The sequence below is a fragment of the Nonomuraea lactucae genome (assembly GCF_003313395.1).
GTDB classification, from domain to species: Bacteria; Actinomycetota; Actinomycetes; order Streptosporangiales; family Streptosporangiaceae; genus Nonomuraea; species Nonomuraea lactucae.
The window spans coordinates 1-15,127 of sequence record NZ_QNFZ01000109.1; the positions used below are offsets into that span (position 1 = coordinate 1).

The window sequence follows — 15,127 nt, forward strand, 5'->3', positions numbered from 1 at the left end:
CAGGCCGCCGCCGAAGCCCTCCCGCCGCGGCTGCGCCCCATCGTCGGCCGGGTGGCCTGGCCCGCGGCCCGCCGCGCGAGGCTCGTGGTGCGCAAGTTCGGCATGCGGGTGATCAGGGCGCCGTGGAACGAGGCCAAGGAGCACTGGGACGAGGGCCGGGTCAGCACGGCCGCCCAGGTGCTCGAAGCGCACACCAAATACCCCTTCGTCAAGCGCCGGGCCGCCTACTACCGCGGCGAGCTGGCCGCGATCAGCCCCGACCCCATCCCGCCCAGGCCCGCGGTGGCCGTCGGGGAGCGGGTCGAGGGCCGGGTGCTCCACTGCGTCACCAACGCCCTGCCGTACACACAGGCCGGCTACACCGTCAGGACCCACCGCATCGTCACCGCGCAGAAGGCCGCCGGGCTCGACCCGCGCGTGGTGACCAGCTGGGGGTGGCCGATGTTCCAGGGCCACGCGGACGCGACGCCGTACGAGGAGATCGACGGCATCCCCTACCACCGGCTGCTGCCCGACGGCCGCGGCGAGATGCCGTTCGAGATGCGCGGCCGGATGATCAAGGGCGCCGAGGCGGTCACCAGGCTGGTCGCCGAGTTGCGGCCCCAGGTGCTGCACGCCGCCACCGACCACCGCAACGGCTCCGTGGCGCACGCCGTACGCGACCGGACGGGCACGCCGTACGTGTACGAGGTACGCGGCTTCCTGGAGGAGACCTGGGCCTCGCGCAACCCTGTCCGGGTCGGCAGCGAGCGGCACGTGCTGCAGCGCGAGCGCGAGGCGTTCCTGATGCGCGAGGCCGACGCGGTCGTCACGCTGGCCGAGACGATGGCCGCGGAGATCGTCGAGCGGGGGGTGCCGAGGGAGCGGATCTTCCTGGCGCCCAACGCCGTGGACGACTCGCTGCTGTCGGCCCGATACGACGGCCGGTCGTTCAGGCGGGCCATGGGCATCGGGGCGGACGAGGTCGTGGTCGGCTCGGTGTCCAGCATCGTGGCCTACGAGGGCTTCGCGACGCTGCTGCGGGCGGCGGCGCTGCTGCGCGACCAGGGGACGCCGGTGCGGGTGCTCATCGTGGGCGACGGCACCGAGCGCGACAACCTGCTGCAGCTCGTCGAGGAGCTCGCCCTCGCCGATGCCGTCCTCCCGGGCCGGGTCGGCCCCGACGAGGCCCTGCAGGCGCAGGAGGCCATCGACATCTTCGCCTGCCCCCGCGAGGACCTGCGCGTGTGCCGGCTGGTCACCCCGCTGAAGCCGGTCGAGGCGATGGCGCTCGGCAAGCCGGTCGTGCTCAGCGACCTGCCCGCCCTTTCGGAGCTCGTGGGCTCCGACGGCGCCGGGCTGCTGGTGCCGCCCGGCGATCCGGCCGAGCTGGCCAAGGCCATCGCCGGGCTGCGGGACGACCCCGCCAGGCGCGCCGAGATGGGCGAGGCCGGACGGGCCGAGGTCGCGGCCAAGCGCACATGGAGTCGCGTGGCCCAGACTTACCGATCTCTGTACCAGAGCCTTGCCGAACGATGACCTCCCGATTGGCTGTCTGTTCTGACTGGTTCGGTCGCATTAGACGTGAGCTAGGTGGACTTGAGATAACCTTTGCGACCATGAAGTGTTGTTTCCCGGTTTCAAAGGCACTGCTGTGACAGAAATCGACTTGGCTGTCATCGGCCTCGGGTACGTCGGCATGCCGCTCGCCAAGGAGGCGGTGGCCGCGGGCCTGAAGGTCGTCGGCGTGGACGTGGACCCCACGAAGGTCGACGCGCTCAACGCCGGGCAGTCCTACATCGATGACCTGTCCGACGCCGACCTCGAGCACATGCTGGCCAGCGGGTTCAGCGCCACGCTCGACGAGTCCGTGCTGTCCCGGAGCAACACGATCGTCATCTGCGTGCCGACCCCCCTCGACGAGGACCACCGCCCCGACCTGTCCGCGGTGGAGGGCGCGACCCGGACCGTGGCCCGCAACCTGACCAGGGGCACGCTCGTCGTGCTCGAGTCGACCACCTGGCCCGGCACCACCGACGAGGTGGCCCGCCCCTTGCTGGAGACCTCCGGCCTGGCGGCCGGTGAGGACTTCCACCTCGCCTTCTCGCCCGAGCGCATCGACCCGGGCAACCCCAAGTTCGGGCTGCGCAACACCCCCAAGGTCGTCGGCGGCTACACCCTGACCTGCCGTGACCGGGCGACCGCCTTCTACGGCCGGTTCATCGAGCAGGTCGTGCCCGTCAGCGGCACCCGCGAGGCCGAGATGGCCAAGCTGCTCGAGAACACCTACCGCCACGTCAACATCGCCCTCGTCAACGAGATGGCGATCTTCTGCGACGAGCTCGGCATCGACCTGTGGGAGTCGATCGAGGCCGCGGCCACCAAGCCGTTCGGCTTCCAGAAGTTCCTGCCCGGTCCGGGGGTGGGCGGGCACTGCATCCCCGTCGACCCGTCGTACCTGTCGTACACGGTGCGCAAGCTCGGCTACCCGTTCAGGTTCGTCGAGCTGGCCCAGGAGATCAACGAGCGGATGCCGAGTTATGTGGTGGCCCGCGTCCAGCGACTGCTGAACCGGCATAAAAAACCCGTGAACGGTGCGAAAGTCGTTATGCTCGGCGTCACCTACAAACCAGACATCGCCGACGAGCGCGAGACGCCGGCCCTCCCCGTGGCGCGTGCGCTGCTGGAACTGGGGGCGGAGCTCTCGTTCGCGGACCCGTATGTCAAGGAGTGGTCGGTTGACGGCACACCCGTGCCGCGTGAAGAGGATCTGGCCGAGGCCGTGGTCGGCGCCGACGTGACGCTGCTGCTGCAGCAGCACGCCGCGTTCGACCTGGACATGGTCGAGGCGAAGGCCAGGCTCGTGCTCGACACCCGCGGCGTGCTCGCCGAGGGTGAACGCGTCGAGCGGCTGTAGCGACGGAGGGCTGCGCGCAGTGCACGTGCTCGTCATGACGGTGGTGCATAACCCCGAGGACGCCAGGATCCTGCACCGGCAGATCCGCGCCCTCGTGGACGCCGGTCATGAGGTCACGTACGCCGCGTCCTTCACCGCCCACGGCGTCGTGCCCCGGCCGTGGGTCACCGGCGTGGACCTGCCCAGGGCCGCGCAGCGCAGGCGCCTGTCCGCCGTCTGGGCGGCCCGCAGGCTGTTCAAGAGGATGCGCGGCGAGGTCGACCTCGTGCTGGTGCACGACCCGGAGCTGCTGTTCGCGGTCTGGGGCGTGCGCAACAGCCCGCCCGTGGTCTGGGACGTGCACGAGGACACCCCGGCGACGCTCTCGCTCAAGCCGTGGCTGCCGTCGGTGCTGCGCCCGCCCGCCCGCTTCCTCGCCCGCCTGCTGGAGAGCACGGCCGAGCGCAAGATGCACCTGCTGCTGGCCGAGACCGCCTACGCGGGCAGGTTCAAGCACGCCCACCTCATCGTGCCGAACGAGACGTGGGTCCCCGACTCGGTCACGCCGCCCGGTGACGACAGGGTGGTCTACCTCGGCTGGCTGTCCCGGGCCCGGGGCGTCCTGGAGGCCGTCGAGGTGGCCCGGCTGCTCCAGCCGTACCGGGTGGCCGTGGAGCTGATCGGCTACGCCGACCCGCAGAGCCGCCCGCTGCTCAACCAGGCCGTCACCGAGGGCCTGCTGGAGTGGCGCGACTTCATGCCGAACGACGAGGCGCTCAAGCGGCTCGACGGCGCGCTCGCCGGCCTGTCCCTGCTGCACGACGAGCCGAACTACCGGCACTCGATGCCCACGAAGATCGTGGAGTACATGGCGCACGGCATCCCCGTGATCACCACGCCGTCCCCCCGCGCCGTCGAACTGGTCGAGCGCTACGAGAGCGGCCTCGTGGTGCCCTGGGAGGACCCCAAGGCCGTGGCCCAGGCCGTGCTCACCCTCCGCGACGACGTACGGGAGCGCAGGGCGCAGGGCGCGCGCGGCTACGCGGCCGCCCGCGCCAACCACCACTGGCCCAACTCGGCCAAGCGCTTCGTCGCCCAGCTGGAGTCCTGGGCCGGAATCCGGAAGTAGCGGCTTAAATCCCCGCGGACCCAGAGGGCGGTAGGTTCCTATAGTGCGCTGGCTCTTCGCGCTGCTCGGTGCGGCCGTCCTGGCAGCCGTGGCGGCAGTCGTCCTCGTCCTGCCCTCCGGCCGGCCCGCCGAGAAGGTCAGCCGGCGGGCCACCCCCACCCCCAATCCCACGCAGCCCACCCCGCAGGTGACCGGGTTCACCGATCCGTGCGGCACCTACGACACCGGCGAGAAGTTCCCGTACGCCGTGACCGGCTACTGGATCACGCCGCAGTCCAACCGCTGCACGTGGCGCAAGCAGCTCCAGGAGATCCACAGCGTCGGGGGCGACACGGTCATCAGGATCGGCTACGGCCTGCAATACCGCTCCGTCGACGACGACGGCCAGATCCTGGCCAAGGACGGCACCCGCGACCCGCTCTACAAGGACTGCGTGGAGGACGGGCTCACCTGCCACGACGCGGCCGAGCGCGACCTGAAGCGGGCCCACCCCGGCAACCGGGTGGCCCGCACGTACGTCTACCGCACCGACGAGGCGTTCGGTCCCGACCTGTTCCGCTGCGCCCAGATCGAACGGCGCATCCCGGCGGGCAAGCGCGTCTACTACCGGGTGCTGGCGCCCATGGACGGCTCCGACCCCGCCAGCTGTGATTTCAGCATCCCCAGGCCGTACGACCTGATCGTCATCGCGGGCGCGGCCAGCGACAGCCTGACCGAGCTGCTCGACCTGGGCGACAGGTTCGGCCTGCGCGTCTTCCCGGCGCTGCCGCTCGCCCCGCGCGACCCCAAGACGCCCATCAAGGCCAACAGGGACCACATCCACACGCTCACCACGCTGACCCGCCGCATCCTGCAGGACTACGGGGTGCGCTTCGCCGACCGGGCCTCGCTCGGCGGCGTCTACCAGCCGTTCGAGGTGCAGATGGGCGCGACCCTCGCGTCCAACCCCACCCTGGAGGTCTACGCCGGCCAGCACGTCATCGTCGAGCAGGAGCTGCCCGGCAAGCCCATCCTGATCAGCCCCTACCTCGACGCGCGCAGGCGGGTCCCGTTCGGCCAGACGCCCGCGCAGGTCGCCGAGGGCTTCAAGGCGCTCGTCAAGACCGGAGTCGGCATCATCGCGCCGCAGGACAGCCGGGGCACCGGCAAGGTCGGCCTGTTCTGGCCGGACGAGCGCGACGCGGAGGTGGACGAGCCGCTGCGCCCCGTCGTGGGGGAGACGACGTACGGCACCGCCTACCACGGCTCCACGCGCGACTACTACCGCGAGATGGCGCTGGCCCGCGAGGAGATGCTGCGCGCGGGGCACGAGGTGGAGCTCTGGGCGAACGTCGAGGCGTTCGAACCGTCCGGCGACCGGCCGTGCGCCGCCCAGGGCACGCGCGGCAAGACCGACAAGAGGCGGCTCGACCAGGCGGTCACCATGGCCGGCCGGTACGTCCAGAAGATCGTCTCCTACATGTGGAGCGACTTCATGACCTGCGGCTCGCCGTCCCTGGAGCAGGAGGTCATGAAGGACTGGCGGCGGCCCATCGCGGTCGACGCCATCCGGCGCGGGCGCGACGTCCAGGACGGGATCGAGGTGCGCGGCTACAACCTCGAGGACGGCACCGTCACCGTGCGGTGGCCGGGCGGGGCCAAGGAGCTCGTGGTGGCCACCACGGGCTGGCTGGACGAGGACCCGCTGGAGGAGCTGCCGGACGGCATGCAGACGGCCTGGGTGCCGTTCGACTGGGGGCAGGTGCCGCCCGGTGGGTGGATCCAGGTGGGCGTGCGCATCCCCTCAGGGCAGGAGACCACCTCACCCCTCCACGTGCGCATCACCGCGTGACCCCCCTCAATGATCACGTGCCATCCTTCCCACCGCGACGCGTCGGTGATCACGTGACGCCGTCCCCGGCGGCGTCCGCTGCGTGTAACGTGCCTGACATGGTTCCGAGCGTCCCGGTCAGCGTCGACCTGGTCGTGCTCACCGTGCGGTGCCAGGCGCTGTGCGCGCTCGTGTGGCGCCGCGACAACCCGCCGTTCCTGCGGCGCTGGTCGCTGCCGGGCGGCTTCGTCCAGCTCGACGAGGACCTGCCCGCCGCCGCCCAGCGCATCCTGAGCGAGCGCGCCGGCCTTCCCGGTGCCCCCGTGCACCTGGAGCAGCTCCAGACCTACGGCTACCCCGACCGTGACCCGCGCCAGCGAGTCGTCAGCGTCGCCTACCTCGGCCTCGCCCCCGACCTGCCCGCCTCCGAGAAGGCCCACATGAGCTGGCAGCCTGCCGGCGAGCTGGCCGCGATGGCCTTCGACCACCGGCGCATCATGCTCGACGGCATCGAGCGGGCCCGGGCCAAGCTCGAATACACCTCGCTGGGGGCCGCGTTCTGCCCTCCGGAGTTCACGGTGGCCGACCTGCGCAGGGTCTACGAGATCGTCTGGGGCCGCCCGCTGGATCCGCGCAACTTCCACCGCAAGGTCACCAAGGCCGAGGGCTTCCTGGTGGAGGCGGGGGCCACGACCACCCGCGACGGCGGGCGCCCCGCCAAGCTCTTCCGCCGCGGCCCCGCCGAGCTGCTTCATCCGCCGATGCTCCGCTCGCTCAAGGAGTGACCGGGGGACACAGGTGATGCCCCGGCCAGCGGATACTCCTAGAGTTAGGCCATGCCTCGTTTCCGCGCGATCCTGGACACCATGCCGGCCTACAAGCCGGGCAAGGCCGTGGCCGCCGCCGACGGCCGGTCCTACAAGCTCTCCTCCAACGAGTCGCCCTACGACCCGCTGCCCTCGGTGGTCGAGGCCATCGCCGAAGGAGCGCGCCAGATCAACCGCTACCCCGACCCGGGCGCGATCCGCCTGACCGAGGCCATCGCCGAGCGCCACGGCGTGCCCGACTCCCACATCGCGCTCGGCGCCGGCTCGGTCACCGTGGCCCAGGAGCTGTTCGAGACCGTGGGGGAGCCGGACGCCGAGGTGATCTACGCCTGGCGCTCCTTCGAGGCATATCCCCTCCTGGCCGACCTGGCCGGCGTGCGGTCCGTCCAGGTGCCGCTGGCCGGCGAGGACCACGACCTCGACGCCATGGCCGAGGCGATCACCGACCGGACCCGCATGGTGTTCGTGTGCAATCCCAACAACCCCACCGGCACCTCCATCCGCCGCGCCAGGCTGGAGTCCTTCCTCGACCGGGTTCCCGGCGACGTGCTGGTGGTGCTCGACGAGGCCTACCGCGAGTACGTCCGCGACGAGGACGTGCCCGACGGGCTCACCCTCTACCGCGACCGGCCGAACGTCTGCGTGCTGCGCACCTTCTCCAAGGCGTACGGGCTGGCGGGGCTGCGGGTCGGCTACCTGATCGGGCACGAACCGGTGGCCACGGCCGTCCGCAAGACGATCATCCCGTTCGCCGTCAACCACCTCGCCCAGGTCGCCGCCATCGCCTCCCTGAAGGCCGAGGACGAGCTGCTGGAGCGGGTCGACAGGGTGGTCAAGGAGCGCACCCGCGTCCGCGAGACGCTCATCGCCCAGGGCTGGACCGTCCCGCCCACGGAGGCCAACTTCGTCTGGCTCCGCCTCGGCGAGCGCACCATGGACTTCGCGGCGGCCTGCGCGGTGGAGGGCGTGGCGGTCCGGCCGTTCGCGGGCGAGGGGGCACGCGTCAGCATCGGCGACCCGGAGGCCAACGACGCCTTCCTGACGGCCGCGGCGGCCTTCGCCGAGTAACGCCCGCCCCGGCACCCGTCCACGCCCCTCCCGGCACCCGTCCACGCCCGTCCCGGCTTTCGCCCGTGCCCGCTGCCGCCCAGGTTCGCCCGGGGTCCGCGCAGGAGAGGTGGCTAGCGGCGCTCGGCCTCGCGCCGTCCGCGCTCGCGCCGCTCCTGCGCGTGGCGCTCTTGCGCGTGGCGCTCTTGCGCGTGCCGCTCCTGTTCGTGGTGCGCGGCCTCCTGGGTCGGGCCGGAGCCGGTGGCCGCCGCCTCGCCCAGGTCCTCGCGGCTCGGTGACCCTCTGCGCTCGGTCGAGATGACCAGCGCGACACCGACCAGGATGACCAGGCCGCCCACCACGATCTGCGCGGTGACGGCCTCGCTCAGCACGATCGCCCCCAGGACGACCGCCACCACCGGGTTGACGTACGCGTACGTCGAGATGAGCGAGATGGGAGCGTGGCCGAGCAGCCACGAGAACGCCGTGAACCCGATCAGCGACCCCACCACGACCAGGTAGGCCAGCGCCACCCACGACCGTCCGGTGATCGCCTCCAGGTGGAGCCGCTCGCCCGCCCCGGTGCCGAGCACCGTCAGGCCGACTCCGCCGACCAGCATCTCGACGGTGCTGGCCGCGAACGGGTTGGCGGGCATCGCGATCCGGCTCGACAGGAACGAGCCCACCGACCACGACAGCGACCCGAACAGGATCACCACGATCCCGAACGTGCTGCCCGCCTGGGCGCCGGTCAGCGAGAGCGCCGCGACTCCGGCGAGCCCGACGAGGACGCCCGCCAGCGTGAGCAGCTTGGGCCGGTCCCGCACCGCGATCCTGAACAGCACCAGCCACAGCGGCACCGACGCCACCAGCAGCGCGGCGAGGCCCGTGGAGATGAACTGCTCCGAGACGGCCACCATGCCGTTGCCCAGCGTCAGCAGCAGGACGCCCACGACGGCCGCGCCGAAGAGCTGCCTTCTGGTCATCCGGAACGCCTGGACTCCGGATCGGGCGAGCACCACCCCGCCGAGCAGCAGCCCCGCGACGACGAACCGGATCGCCCCGCTGAGCAGGGGCGGGAACGACTCCACCGTCACGGCGATGCCGAGGTAGGTCGAACCCCACACGACGTAGACGGTGGCCAGCGCGCCCCACACGAGGAACCGGGTGCGGCGGTCAGGGGTGTTCTGCTCCATGACTGATGACACTACCGATGGCGACCGACAGAAACCCGCGGGTATCAGACCTTGAGACAGGGGGTCGGGAAGTGGCGGGATCTTATCGATCGCCGGCGATTCTGCCACTGTCGCGCTCGCCGGTCGCCTGCGAGGCTCTTCTCGTCCGAACCACCCGGCAAGACGCCCCTCAGGAAGCAGTCAGGAAGCAGGAGGAGAGCAGCATGTCCGCAATGACCGCCGTCCCCGCCCCCGGCAACGCCGAGGCGATCGCCCACTACGTCGCCCGCCTCGCCTTCGAGACCGACGTGTCGGACGTGGCCGCCGACCTGGCCGCCGCCGAGCCCGGCATCGTCGTCGTGGACTCGCGCGGCGTGGAGAGCTGGGAACAGGGCCACATCCAGGGCGCGGTCCACCTCCCCACGGCCGAGATCGCCGCCCGGGCCGCCACCTTGATCCCCGAGGGCGTCACCGTGGTGACCTACTGCTGGGGGCCCGGCTGCAACGGCGCCACGCGAGCGGCTCTGGAGTTCGCCAGGCTGGGCTATCCGGTCAAGGAAATGCTCGGCGGTTTCGAATACTGGGCGAGGGAGGGCTTCCCTGTGGAAACCGCCTCAGGAGTCACCCGCCACCCAGTGGACTCCCTGACCGCGCCTGTGACAGGCATCGCCTGCGCCTGCTGACAAACAGCCGCCGGAGGATTTGGCGCCCCCGTCCGAATCCCGTCGATCGGGGGCGTCGGAGAACATACCCCCATCCACAACCGCCAACCAAGAAGTTCACAAGGTGGACATGGAAAACCCATGCCGACCTCCCGATAGGCCCCGTCGGGTGCCGCCAATAAAAAGGGCGTATGGGATAAATCCCCCAGGCGCCCCAATGGTTAAGGCGAAGCGACGGCCCGGCCCGGAATGCGCCGTAACGGCGCCCGGCCCTGTACGGGTCAGCGGGCGTCCTCCTGGAGGCCCTCGGCCCCGTGCGGCGGGTGGCGGCCCGCTGGGCGGTGCCGTACTCGCTGGGTGTCGTGGACGGCGAGGAGCCGTGAGGCGGGTGGTACGGCCCGCCGTCCCTAGGAGGGGGAAGGGGGACGGCGGGCCTGTTAAGGGGGAGACGGACCCGGAGGCGGTCAGCGGGGGCCGAGCTTCTCCACGATGAGCCGGTAGAGCTGCCGCGGTCGCCCGGGCTGGGGCGTGCGGTTCGGCGGAAGCGGCCACGCGAGTCCCTCGTCAACCAACGTGCGCAGCAACCGCCTGGCCGTACGCGGCGTGACCCCGAGCATCTTGCCCGCCCCCTCCGCGTCGACCACCGTATCCCCGCCCTCCAGCTTCGCCGCAAGCCTAGCGAGAACCTCGACGCCCTTGGGCTTGAGTGCGGTGGCGCCGGCGGGCGGCATCCTCGGCGCGGGGATGAGCGCGCGGCCCTCGCGGTCCACGGCGAACCCCTGCGCCTGCTTGCCCGCCTGCGTTCGCGCCAGAGCCGCCCGTGCGTGCGACTCGGCGTCGTGCGTCGTGCGGCCCATGCCCACACCCACCTCGACCGCCAGGCCCAGCTCGTCGCGGATCCTGGACGCGAACGGCAGCACCCTGAACCCGTCGGTCGCCGACGCGATCGAGCCTCTGGTGGCGGTCACCAGGTAGCTGTGATCGTCGACGGGCCAGACGGTGGCGTTGATGCGGTTCGCCTCCTGGACCAGGAGCCGGTGCAGCGACAGCCGCAGCTCCTCGCGCCAGTAGCGGGGCGCGGCGCGGCGCACGGGCTCGCGCAGCGTCGGCACCTCCACCAGCACCACGGTGAGCTGTGACTCCTCCAGCCGGTGGTGGGCCCCCAGCAGCGCCGCCGTGTGCAGCGCGGTGCGGACCGCCGCCGATGTCGGCCTGATCCTGATGACCGGCACGCCGGCCGCCTGCAGGCGGTCGGCGACCGCGGGCAGGCAGGTCAGAGCCCCTGTGGTGGCCCCCTGGCGGGCGAGCCGCTCATGGTAGGCCGCGATCGTGCCGGTCGCCCCGGGCTCGTCACGGCTGTGCACGTCCCCGGCGGGGATGCCGAGATCGGTGTACGCCTCCTCGACGTCCGCTCGTGACACCACGTCGACGCTGACCCGCTGGGGGTCCATGCGCGGATCCAGCGCGGCCCTGGCCAGCGCGGCGATCAGCGCCGCGCCTCCCAGTTGCACGTAGGTCGCCGGCATCGTCAGCACGCCGGAACGCCTCGCCAGGTCGTAGGGGACCGGGCTGGCGAACAGGCATGCGTCGACGCCGGGACCGAGCCGCGTCACCTTGTCGGGCGCCTCTTGCTCGTCGCGGTATGCGGCCGCGACGAGGCGACAGGGCAGTGGCGCCGCGGCGTGCCCCATCAACATGACGCGCTCGACCAGATCGTGGGGTCCGACCACGCCGATAGTGAGGTCCGGTGTCATAGCGCCCGGGCGTGACACTCGGGAAGTTTCTTCGGCCCTCTCGACCAATGTTCGTCCCATCCTGCCGTAAGTTGCAGTGCTCTCTTTTGGAACGATCGCTCGCGGGGGCCGTAATGTCACGCCCGACTTTTCCGGAAAGTCGTCCTGCTTGACCGAGCGACAACGAGTATCAGCAGCTCAGAGGGGATTTGGCGGCGATTTTCAACCCTCAGAAATCTCTCGTGTAATGTCCGCTCCAAGGGCTCGCATTCGCGTGGCGAGATGCGCGTGCCCGCGGTCGATGAGGTATCCCGACTCGATGAGCGTCTCGCCCTTCGCGGCGAGTCCGGCGAGCACCAATGCGATGCCCGAACGCAGATCGTGCGCGGTGACCCTGGTGCCCGTCAGCGGGGTCGCGCCGCGCACGATGGCCCGGCTGCCCTCCACCTTCACGTCGGCGCCCATCTTGTTCAGCTCGCCGGCCAGCGCGAACCGGCCGTCGAAGATGCGCTCGTGGATGTAGCTGTGGCCGTCGGCCAGGGCCGCGACCGTCATCATGGGCGACTGCAGGTCGGTGGCGAAACCGGGATAGGTGTCGGTGATGATGTTGATGGGCCGCAGTGGCCTGTCGCAGCGCACGTTCAGCACCGCGCCCTGCCGGGCGAAGTCGACGCCCATCTGCTCCAGCTTGTAGCGGACGACGCCCAGGTCGAGGCCGGTGCCCACGAGGCTCACCTCGCCCCCGGTGATTGCCGCCGCCATCGCGAACACGCCCGCGTCGAGCCGGTCGGGCATCACGGTGTGCTCGACGGCGTGCAGTTCCTCGACCCCTTCGACGGTGATGAACCCGGTGCCGCCGCCGCTGATGCGCGCGCCCATCTTGGTGAGCATGTCGATGACGTCGAGCACCTCGGGCTCCAGCGCGGCGTTCTCGATCACGGTCGTGCCGTTGGCCAGCGCGCCGGCCATGATGAGGTTCTCGGTGCCGGTGTGGGAGGGGGTGTCGAGGTAGAGGGTGGCGCCGGTCAGGCCGGAGGCCTTGACGTTGATGACGGTCTCGCCCTCGTCGACGACCGCGCCGAGCCGCTTGTAGCCCAGGTAGTGGAAGTCGAGGTTGCGGCTGCCCAGGTTGCACCCGCCGACGCCCTCGACGATCGCCTCACCGAGCCGGTGGAGCAGGGCGGGGGTGAAGAGCACAGACCCGCGGAAGCGCCTGGCGATCTTGGCGGGCAGGAGCGGGCTGCTCAGCCGCGAGGCGTCGATGACCAGTGTGCGCTCCGCCTCGTGCAGCTCGACGTGGGCGCCCACGGCCTCGGCCAGCTCGACCGCACGGCGGACGTCCTCGATGATCGGCACGTTGCGCAGGACGGTGCGCCCTCTCCGTACGAGCAGAGCGGCGCCGATCATGGGCAGCACGGCGTTCTTCGCGCCCTGGATGAAGGCGGTTCCACGCAGGGCGTTGCCACCGCGCACGCGGTAACGGACCATTCGTGCGGCTCCTCGCAAGTATCAGTCGGCCTCGGACCGGGCTTACAGTAGCCGCTCGCAACACCTGCCCCGGCCGAATCATCCGTTAAAGGAAGTGCCTGTGATGCGTTCGTATGCCTCGAGGTAGCGCTGCCTCGTCTGCTCGACGACCTTGTCAGGAAGCCGAGGTGGAGGATTTCCGGAGGATTTATCCCATCCGGATTCGGGCGAGGTCAGCCAATCTCGTACATATTGCTTGTCGAAGGAGGGCTGAGCGCGTCCGGGCCGCCAGCCGTCGGCCGGCCAGAACCGCGAGGAGTCGGGGGTCAGCACCTCGTCCCCGAGGGTCAGCACTCCGTTGGAGTCCCAGCCCAGCTCGATCTTGGTGTCGGCCAGGATGATGCCCCGCTCCCGGGCGATCTCGGCCCCGCGCGTGTAGACGGCGAGCGTGATGCGGCGCAGCTCCCCGGCCGTCTCGGCGCCCACCTCGTCCACCACCCGCTCGAACGAGATCGGCTCGTCGTGCTGTCCCACGGGCGCCTTGGTCGAGGGCGTGAAGATCGGCTCGGGCAGCCTGGAACCGTCCTCCAGGCCCTGCGGCAGTCGCACGCCCGAGACCGTCCTGTCGCGCCGGTAGTCGGCCAGCCCCGACCCCGCCAGGTAGCCGCGCGCCACGCACTCGACCGGCACCATCCTCAGCGGCCTGCACAGCATGCTGCGCGCGTCGGGGCCCGGCCCCGCGATGTGGCTGGGCACCAGGTCCGCGAGCCGCTCGAACCACCACAGCGACAGCTGCGTGAGGATGGCTCCCTTGTCGGGAATGCCCGGCTCCAGCACGTGGTCGAACGCCGAGATCCGGTCGGAGGCGACCATCAGGAGGAGGCCGTCGCCGGTCTCGTAGAGATCACGAACCTTGCCGGAGTGCACGTGCTTCATCGACCGGCGTCCGTCCTGGCGGCCTCTTGCGCGGCGTCGGTCCGGGCTTTGTCGGCCCGGGCTGTGTCGGTCCGGGCCATGTCCGTCCGGGCTATGTCCGTCCGATGGAAGGACCCGCGCAGCTCGATCCTCGACACCAGGTCGTAGGCGTTGCGGCGGGCGCTCTCCTGGTCGGGCCCGGTGCCGACGACGCTCAGCACCCGCCCGCCGTCGGAGACCACCTCGCCGCCGGCCCGCTTCGTCCCCGCGTGGATCACGTACGCATGCTCGGCCGGCTCGATCCCCTTGATCACGTCGCCCTTGACCGGGGCCTCGGGGTAGCCCTCGGCGGCCACGACCACGGTCACCGCGGACCCGTCGCGGAACACGGGCGGCGCTTGCTCGCCCAGCGTCCCGGTCGCGCAGGCCAGCAGCAGCCCGCCCAGCGGCGTCTCCAGCCGGTCAAGCAGGACCTGGGCCTCCGGGTCGCCGAAGCGGGCGTTGAACTCGACCACCTTCGGACCCTTCGCGGTCAGCGCCAGGCCCACGTACAGCACGCCCTGGTAGGGCAGGCCGCGCCGGGCGAGCTCGCCGATCGTCGGGTGCACGACCTCCCGCATCACCTGCTCGGTCAGCCCCTCAGGCGCCCACGGCAGCGGCGTGTAGGCGCCCATGCCGCCCGTGTTGGGGCCCTGGTCGCCGTCGTACGCGCGCTTGAAGTCCTGCGCGGGCTGCAGCGCCACCGCCGTGGCCCCGTCGCAGAGCGCGAACAGCGACACCTCCGGACCGTCGAGGAACTCCTCGATCACCACCTGCTCGCACGCCCGCGCGTGCTCCAGCGCCGTGTCGCGGTCGCCCGTGACGACTACGCCCTTGCCCGCTGCCAACCCGTCGTCCTTGACCACGTACGGCGGGCCGAACTCGTCGAGCGCCGCCGCAGCCTCCTCGGCCGTCACGCACGTCCTGGCGCGCGCCGTGGGCACGTCCGCGGCCGCCATGATCTCCTTGGCGAACGACTTGGAGCCCTCGATCATCGCCGCCTCGCCGGACGGCCCGAAGCACGCGATCCCGGCGGCCCGCACCGCGTCGCCCACCCCGGCGACCAGGGGCGCCTCCGGCCCCACGACGACCAGATCCGCCCCGAGCCGCGCGGCCAGCGCGGCCACCTGCTCCGGGTCGGTGGGCGTCACGGCGTGCAGGGTCGCGATCTCCTCGATGCCCGGGTTGCCGGGCGCGCAGTGGAGCTCGCCGACCTGGGGGTCGAGCTTGAGTGAACGGCACAGGGCGTGCTCACGCCCGCCGGATCCGATGACTAGAACGCGCACGCGCCCCATTCTCGCAGCTCCCGCCGACCGCCACCCCCACGGGTCACGGGCCGCCGCGCCGCACCATGTGCCGGAAGGCAGGATGATCCTTGGCGAGTTCTCCCTGATGGCGTGACGGGAGTGCGGGTATCGTCGGGTTTGGTCTAGCCGCCTGTGGTAAGT

At 71.2% G+C, this 15,127-nt stretch carries 12 protein-coding genes; 7 read left to right on the plus strand and 5 right to left on the minus strand.

Translation table 11 applies throughout. The features are described from left to right. From DQW85_RS07680 to hisC, 6 genes are all read left to right on the plus strand, one after another. Positions 1 to 1,518, plus strand: a 1,518-nt coding sequence (locus DQW85_RS07680; protein WP_113699681.1) for a glycosyltransferase family 4 protein, incomplete at its 5' end; no start/stop codon positions are given. A 115-nt stretch (positions 1,519 to 1,633) separates the two neighbouring features. After that, on the plus strand, positions 1,634 to 2,896 hold the full coding sequence (locus tag DQW85_RS07685; protein ID WP_113699682.1) for a nucleotide sugar dehydrogenase: 1,263 nt from the start codon (positions 1,634 to 1,636) through the stop codon (positions 2,894 to 2,896). Positions 2,897 to 2,915: 19 nt separating this feature from the next. Next, positions 2,916 to 4,004: a glycosyltransferase gene (locus tag DQW85_RS07690; RefSeq protein ID WP_113699683.1), complete on the plus strand. Its 1,089-nt coding sequence runs from the start codon at positions 2,916 to 2,918 to the stop codon at positions 4,002 to 4,004. A 43-nt stretch (positions 4,005 to 4,047) separates the two neighbouring features. Next, positions 4,048 to 5,835, plus strand: a complete 1,788-nt coding sequence (locus DQW85_RS07695) for a DUF4434 domain-containing protein (RefSeq protein WP_113699684.1) — start codon at positions 4,048 to 4,050, stop codon at positions 5,833 to 5,835. Positions 5,836 to 5,933: 98 nt separating this feature from the next. Beyond that, positions 5,934 to 6,599 (plus strand): NUDIX hydrolase, encoded by a 666-nt coding sequence (locus tag DQW85_RS07700; protein ID WP_113699685.1) that lies wholly within the window; start codon positions 5,934 to 5,936, stop codon positions 6,597 to 6,599. Positions 6,600 to 6,650: 51 nt separating this feature from the next. Further along, positions 6,651 to 7,709 carry a histidinol-phosphate transaminase gene (gene hisC, locus DQW85_RS07705; RefSeq protein WP_113699686.1) on the plus strand — a complete coding sequence of 353 codons (1,059 nt, stop codon included), beginning with the start codon at positions 6,651 to 6,653 and terminating at the stop codon, positions 7,707 to 7,709. 113 nt (positions 7,710 to 7,822) lie between these two features. Here the strand turns inward: hisC and DQW85_RS07710 are convergent, their stop codons facing one another. Beyond that, the gene (locus tag DQW85_RS07710; protein WP_113699687.1) at positions 7,823 to 8,884 is read right to left on the minus strand and encodes an EamA family transporter; all 1,062 of its coding nucleotides are present in this window, start codon (positions 8,882 to 8,884) and stop codon (positions 7,823 to 7,825) included. 203 nt (positions 8,885 to 9,087) lie between these two features. Here DQW85_RS07710 and DQW85_RS07715 point away from each other — a divergent pair, with 203 nt between their 5' ends. Beyond that, positions 9,088 to 9,546: a rhodanese-like domain-containing protein gene (locus DQW85_RS07715; RefSeq protein ID WP_338043365.1), complete on the plus strand. Its 459-nt coding sequence runs from the start codon at positions 9,088 to 9,090 to the stop codon at positions 9,544 to 9,546. Between the two features lie 443 nt (positions 9,547 to 9,989). On the opposite strand, the gene DQW85_RS07720 is transcribed toward DQW85_RS07715, so the two are convergent. The 4 genes from DQW85_RS07720 to purD form a co-directional block, all read right to left on the minus strand. Next, entirely contained in the window at positions 9,990 to 11,279 is a 1,290-nt protein-coding gene (locus tag DQW85_RS07720; protein WP_113699689.1) for a transcriptional regulator, read from the minus strand. 201 nt (positions 11,280 to 11,480) lie between these two features. After that, positions 11,481 to 12,746 (minus strand): UDP-N-acetylglucosamine 1-carboxyvinyltransferase, encoded by a 1,266-nt coding sequence (murA, locus tag DQW85_RS07725; RefSeq protein WP_113699690.1) that lies wholly within the window; start codon positions 12,744 to 12,746, stop codon positions 11,481 to 11,483. A gap of 78 nt (positions 12,747 to 12,824) precedes the next feature. Beyond that, on the minus strand, positions 12,825 to 13,661 hold the full coding sequence (locus DQW85_RS07730) for a phosphoribosylaminoimidazolesuccinocarboxamide synthase (protein WP_113699691.1): 837 nt from the start codon (positions 13,659 to 13,661) through the stop codon (positions 12,825 to 12,827). After that, positions 13,658 to 14,965 carry a phosphoribosylamine--glycine ligase gene (gene purD / locus DQW85_RS07735; protein WP_113699723.1) on the minus strand — a complete coding sequence of 436 codons (1,308 nt, stop codon included), beginning with the start codon at positions 14,963 to 14,965 and terminating at the stop codon, positions 13,658 to 13,660. The genes DQW85_RS07730 and purD overlap by 4 nt, the downstream gene beginning before the upstream one ends. Between the last annotated feature and the right edge of the window lie 162 nt (positions 14,966 to 15,127).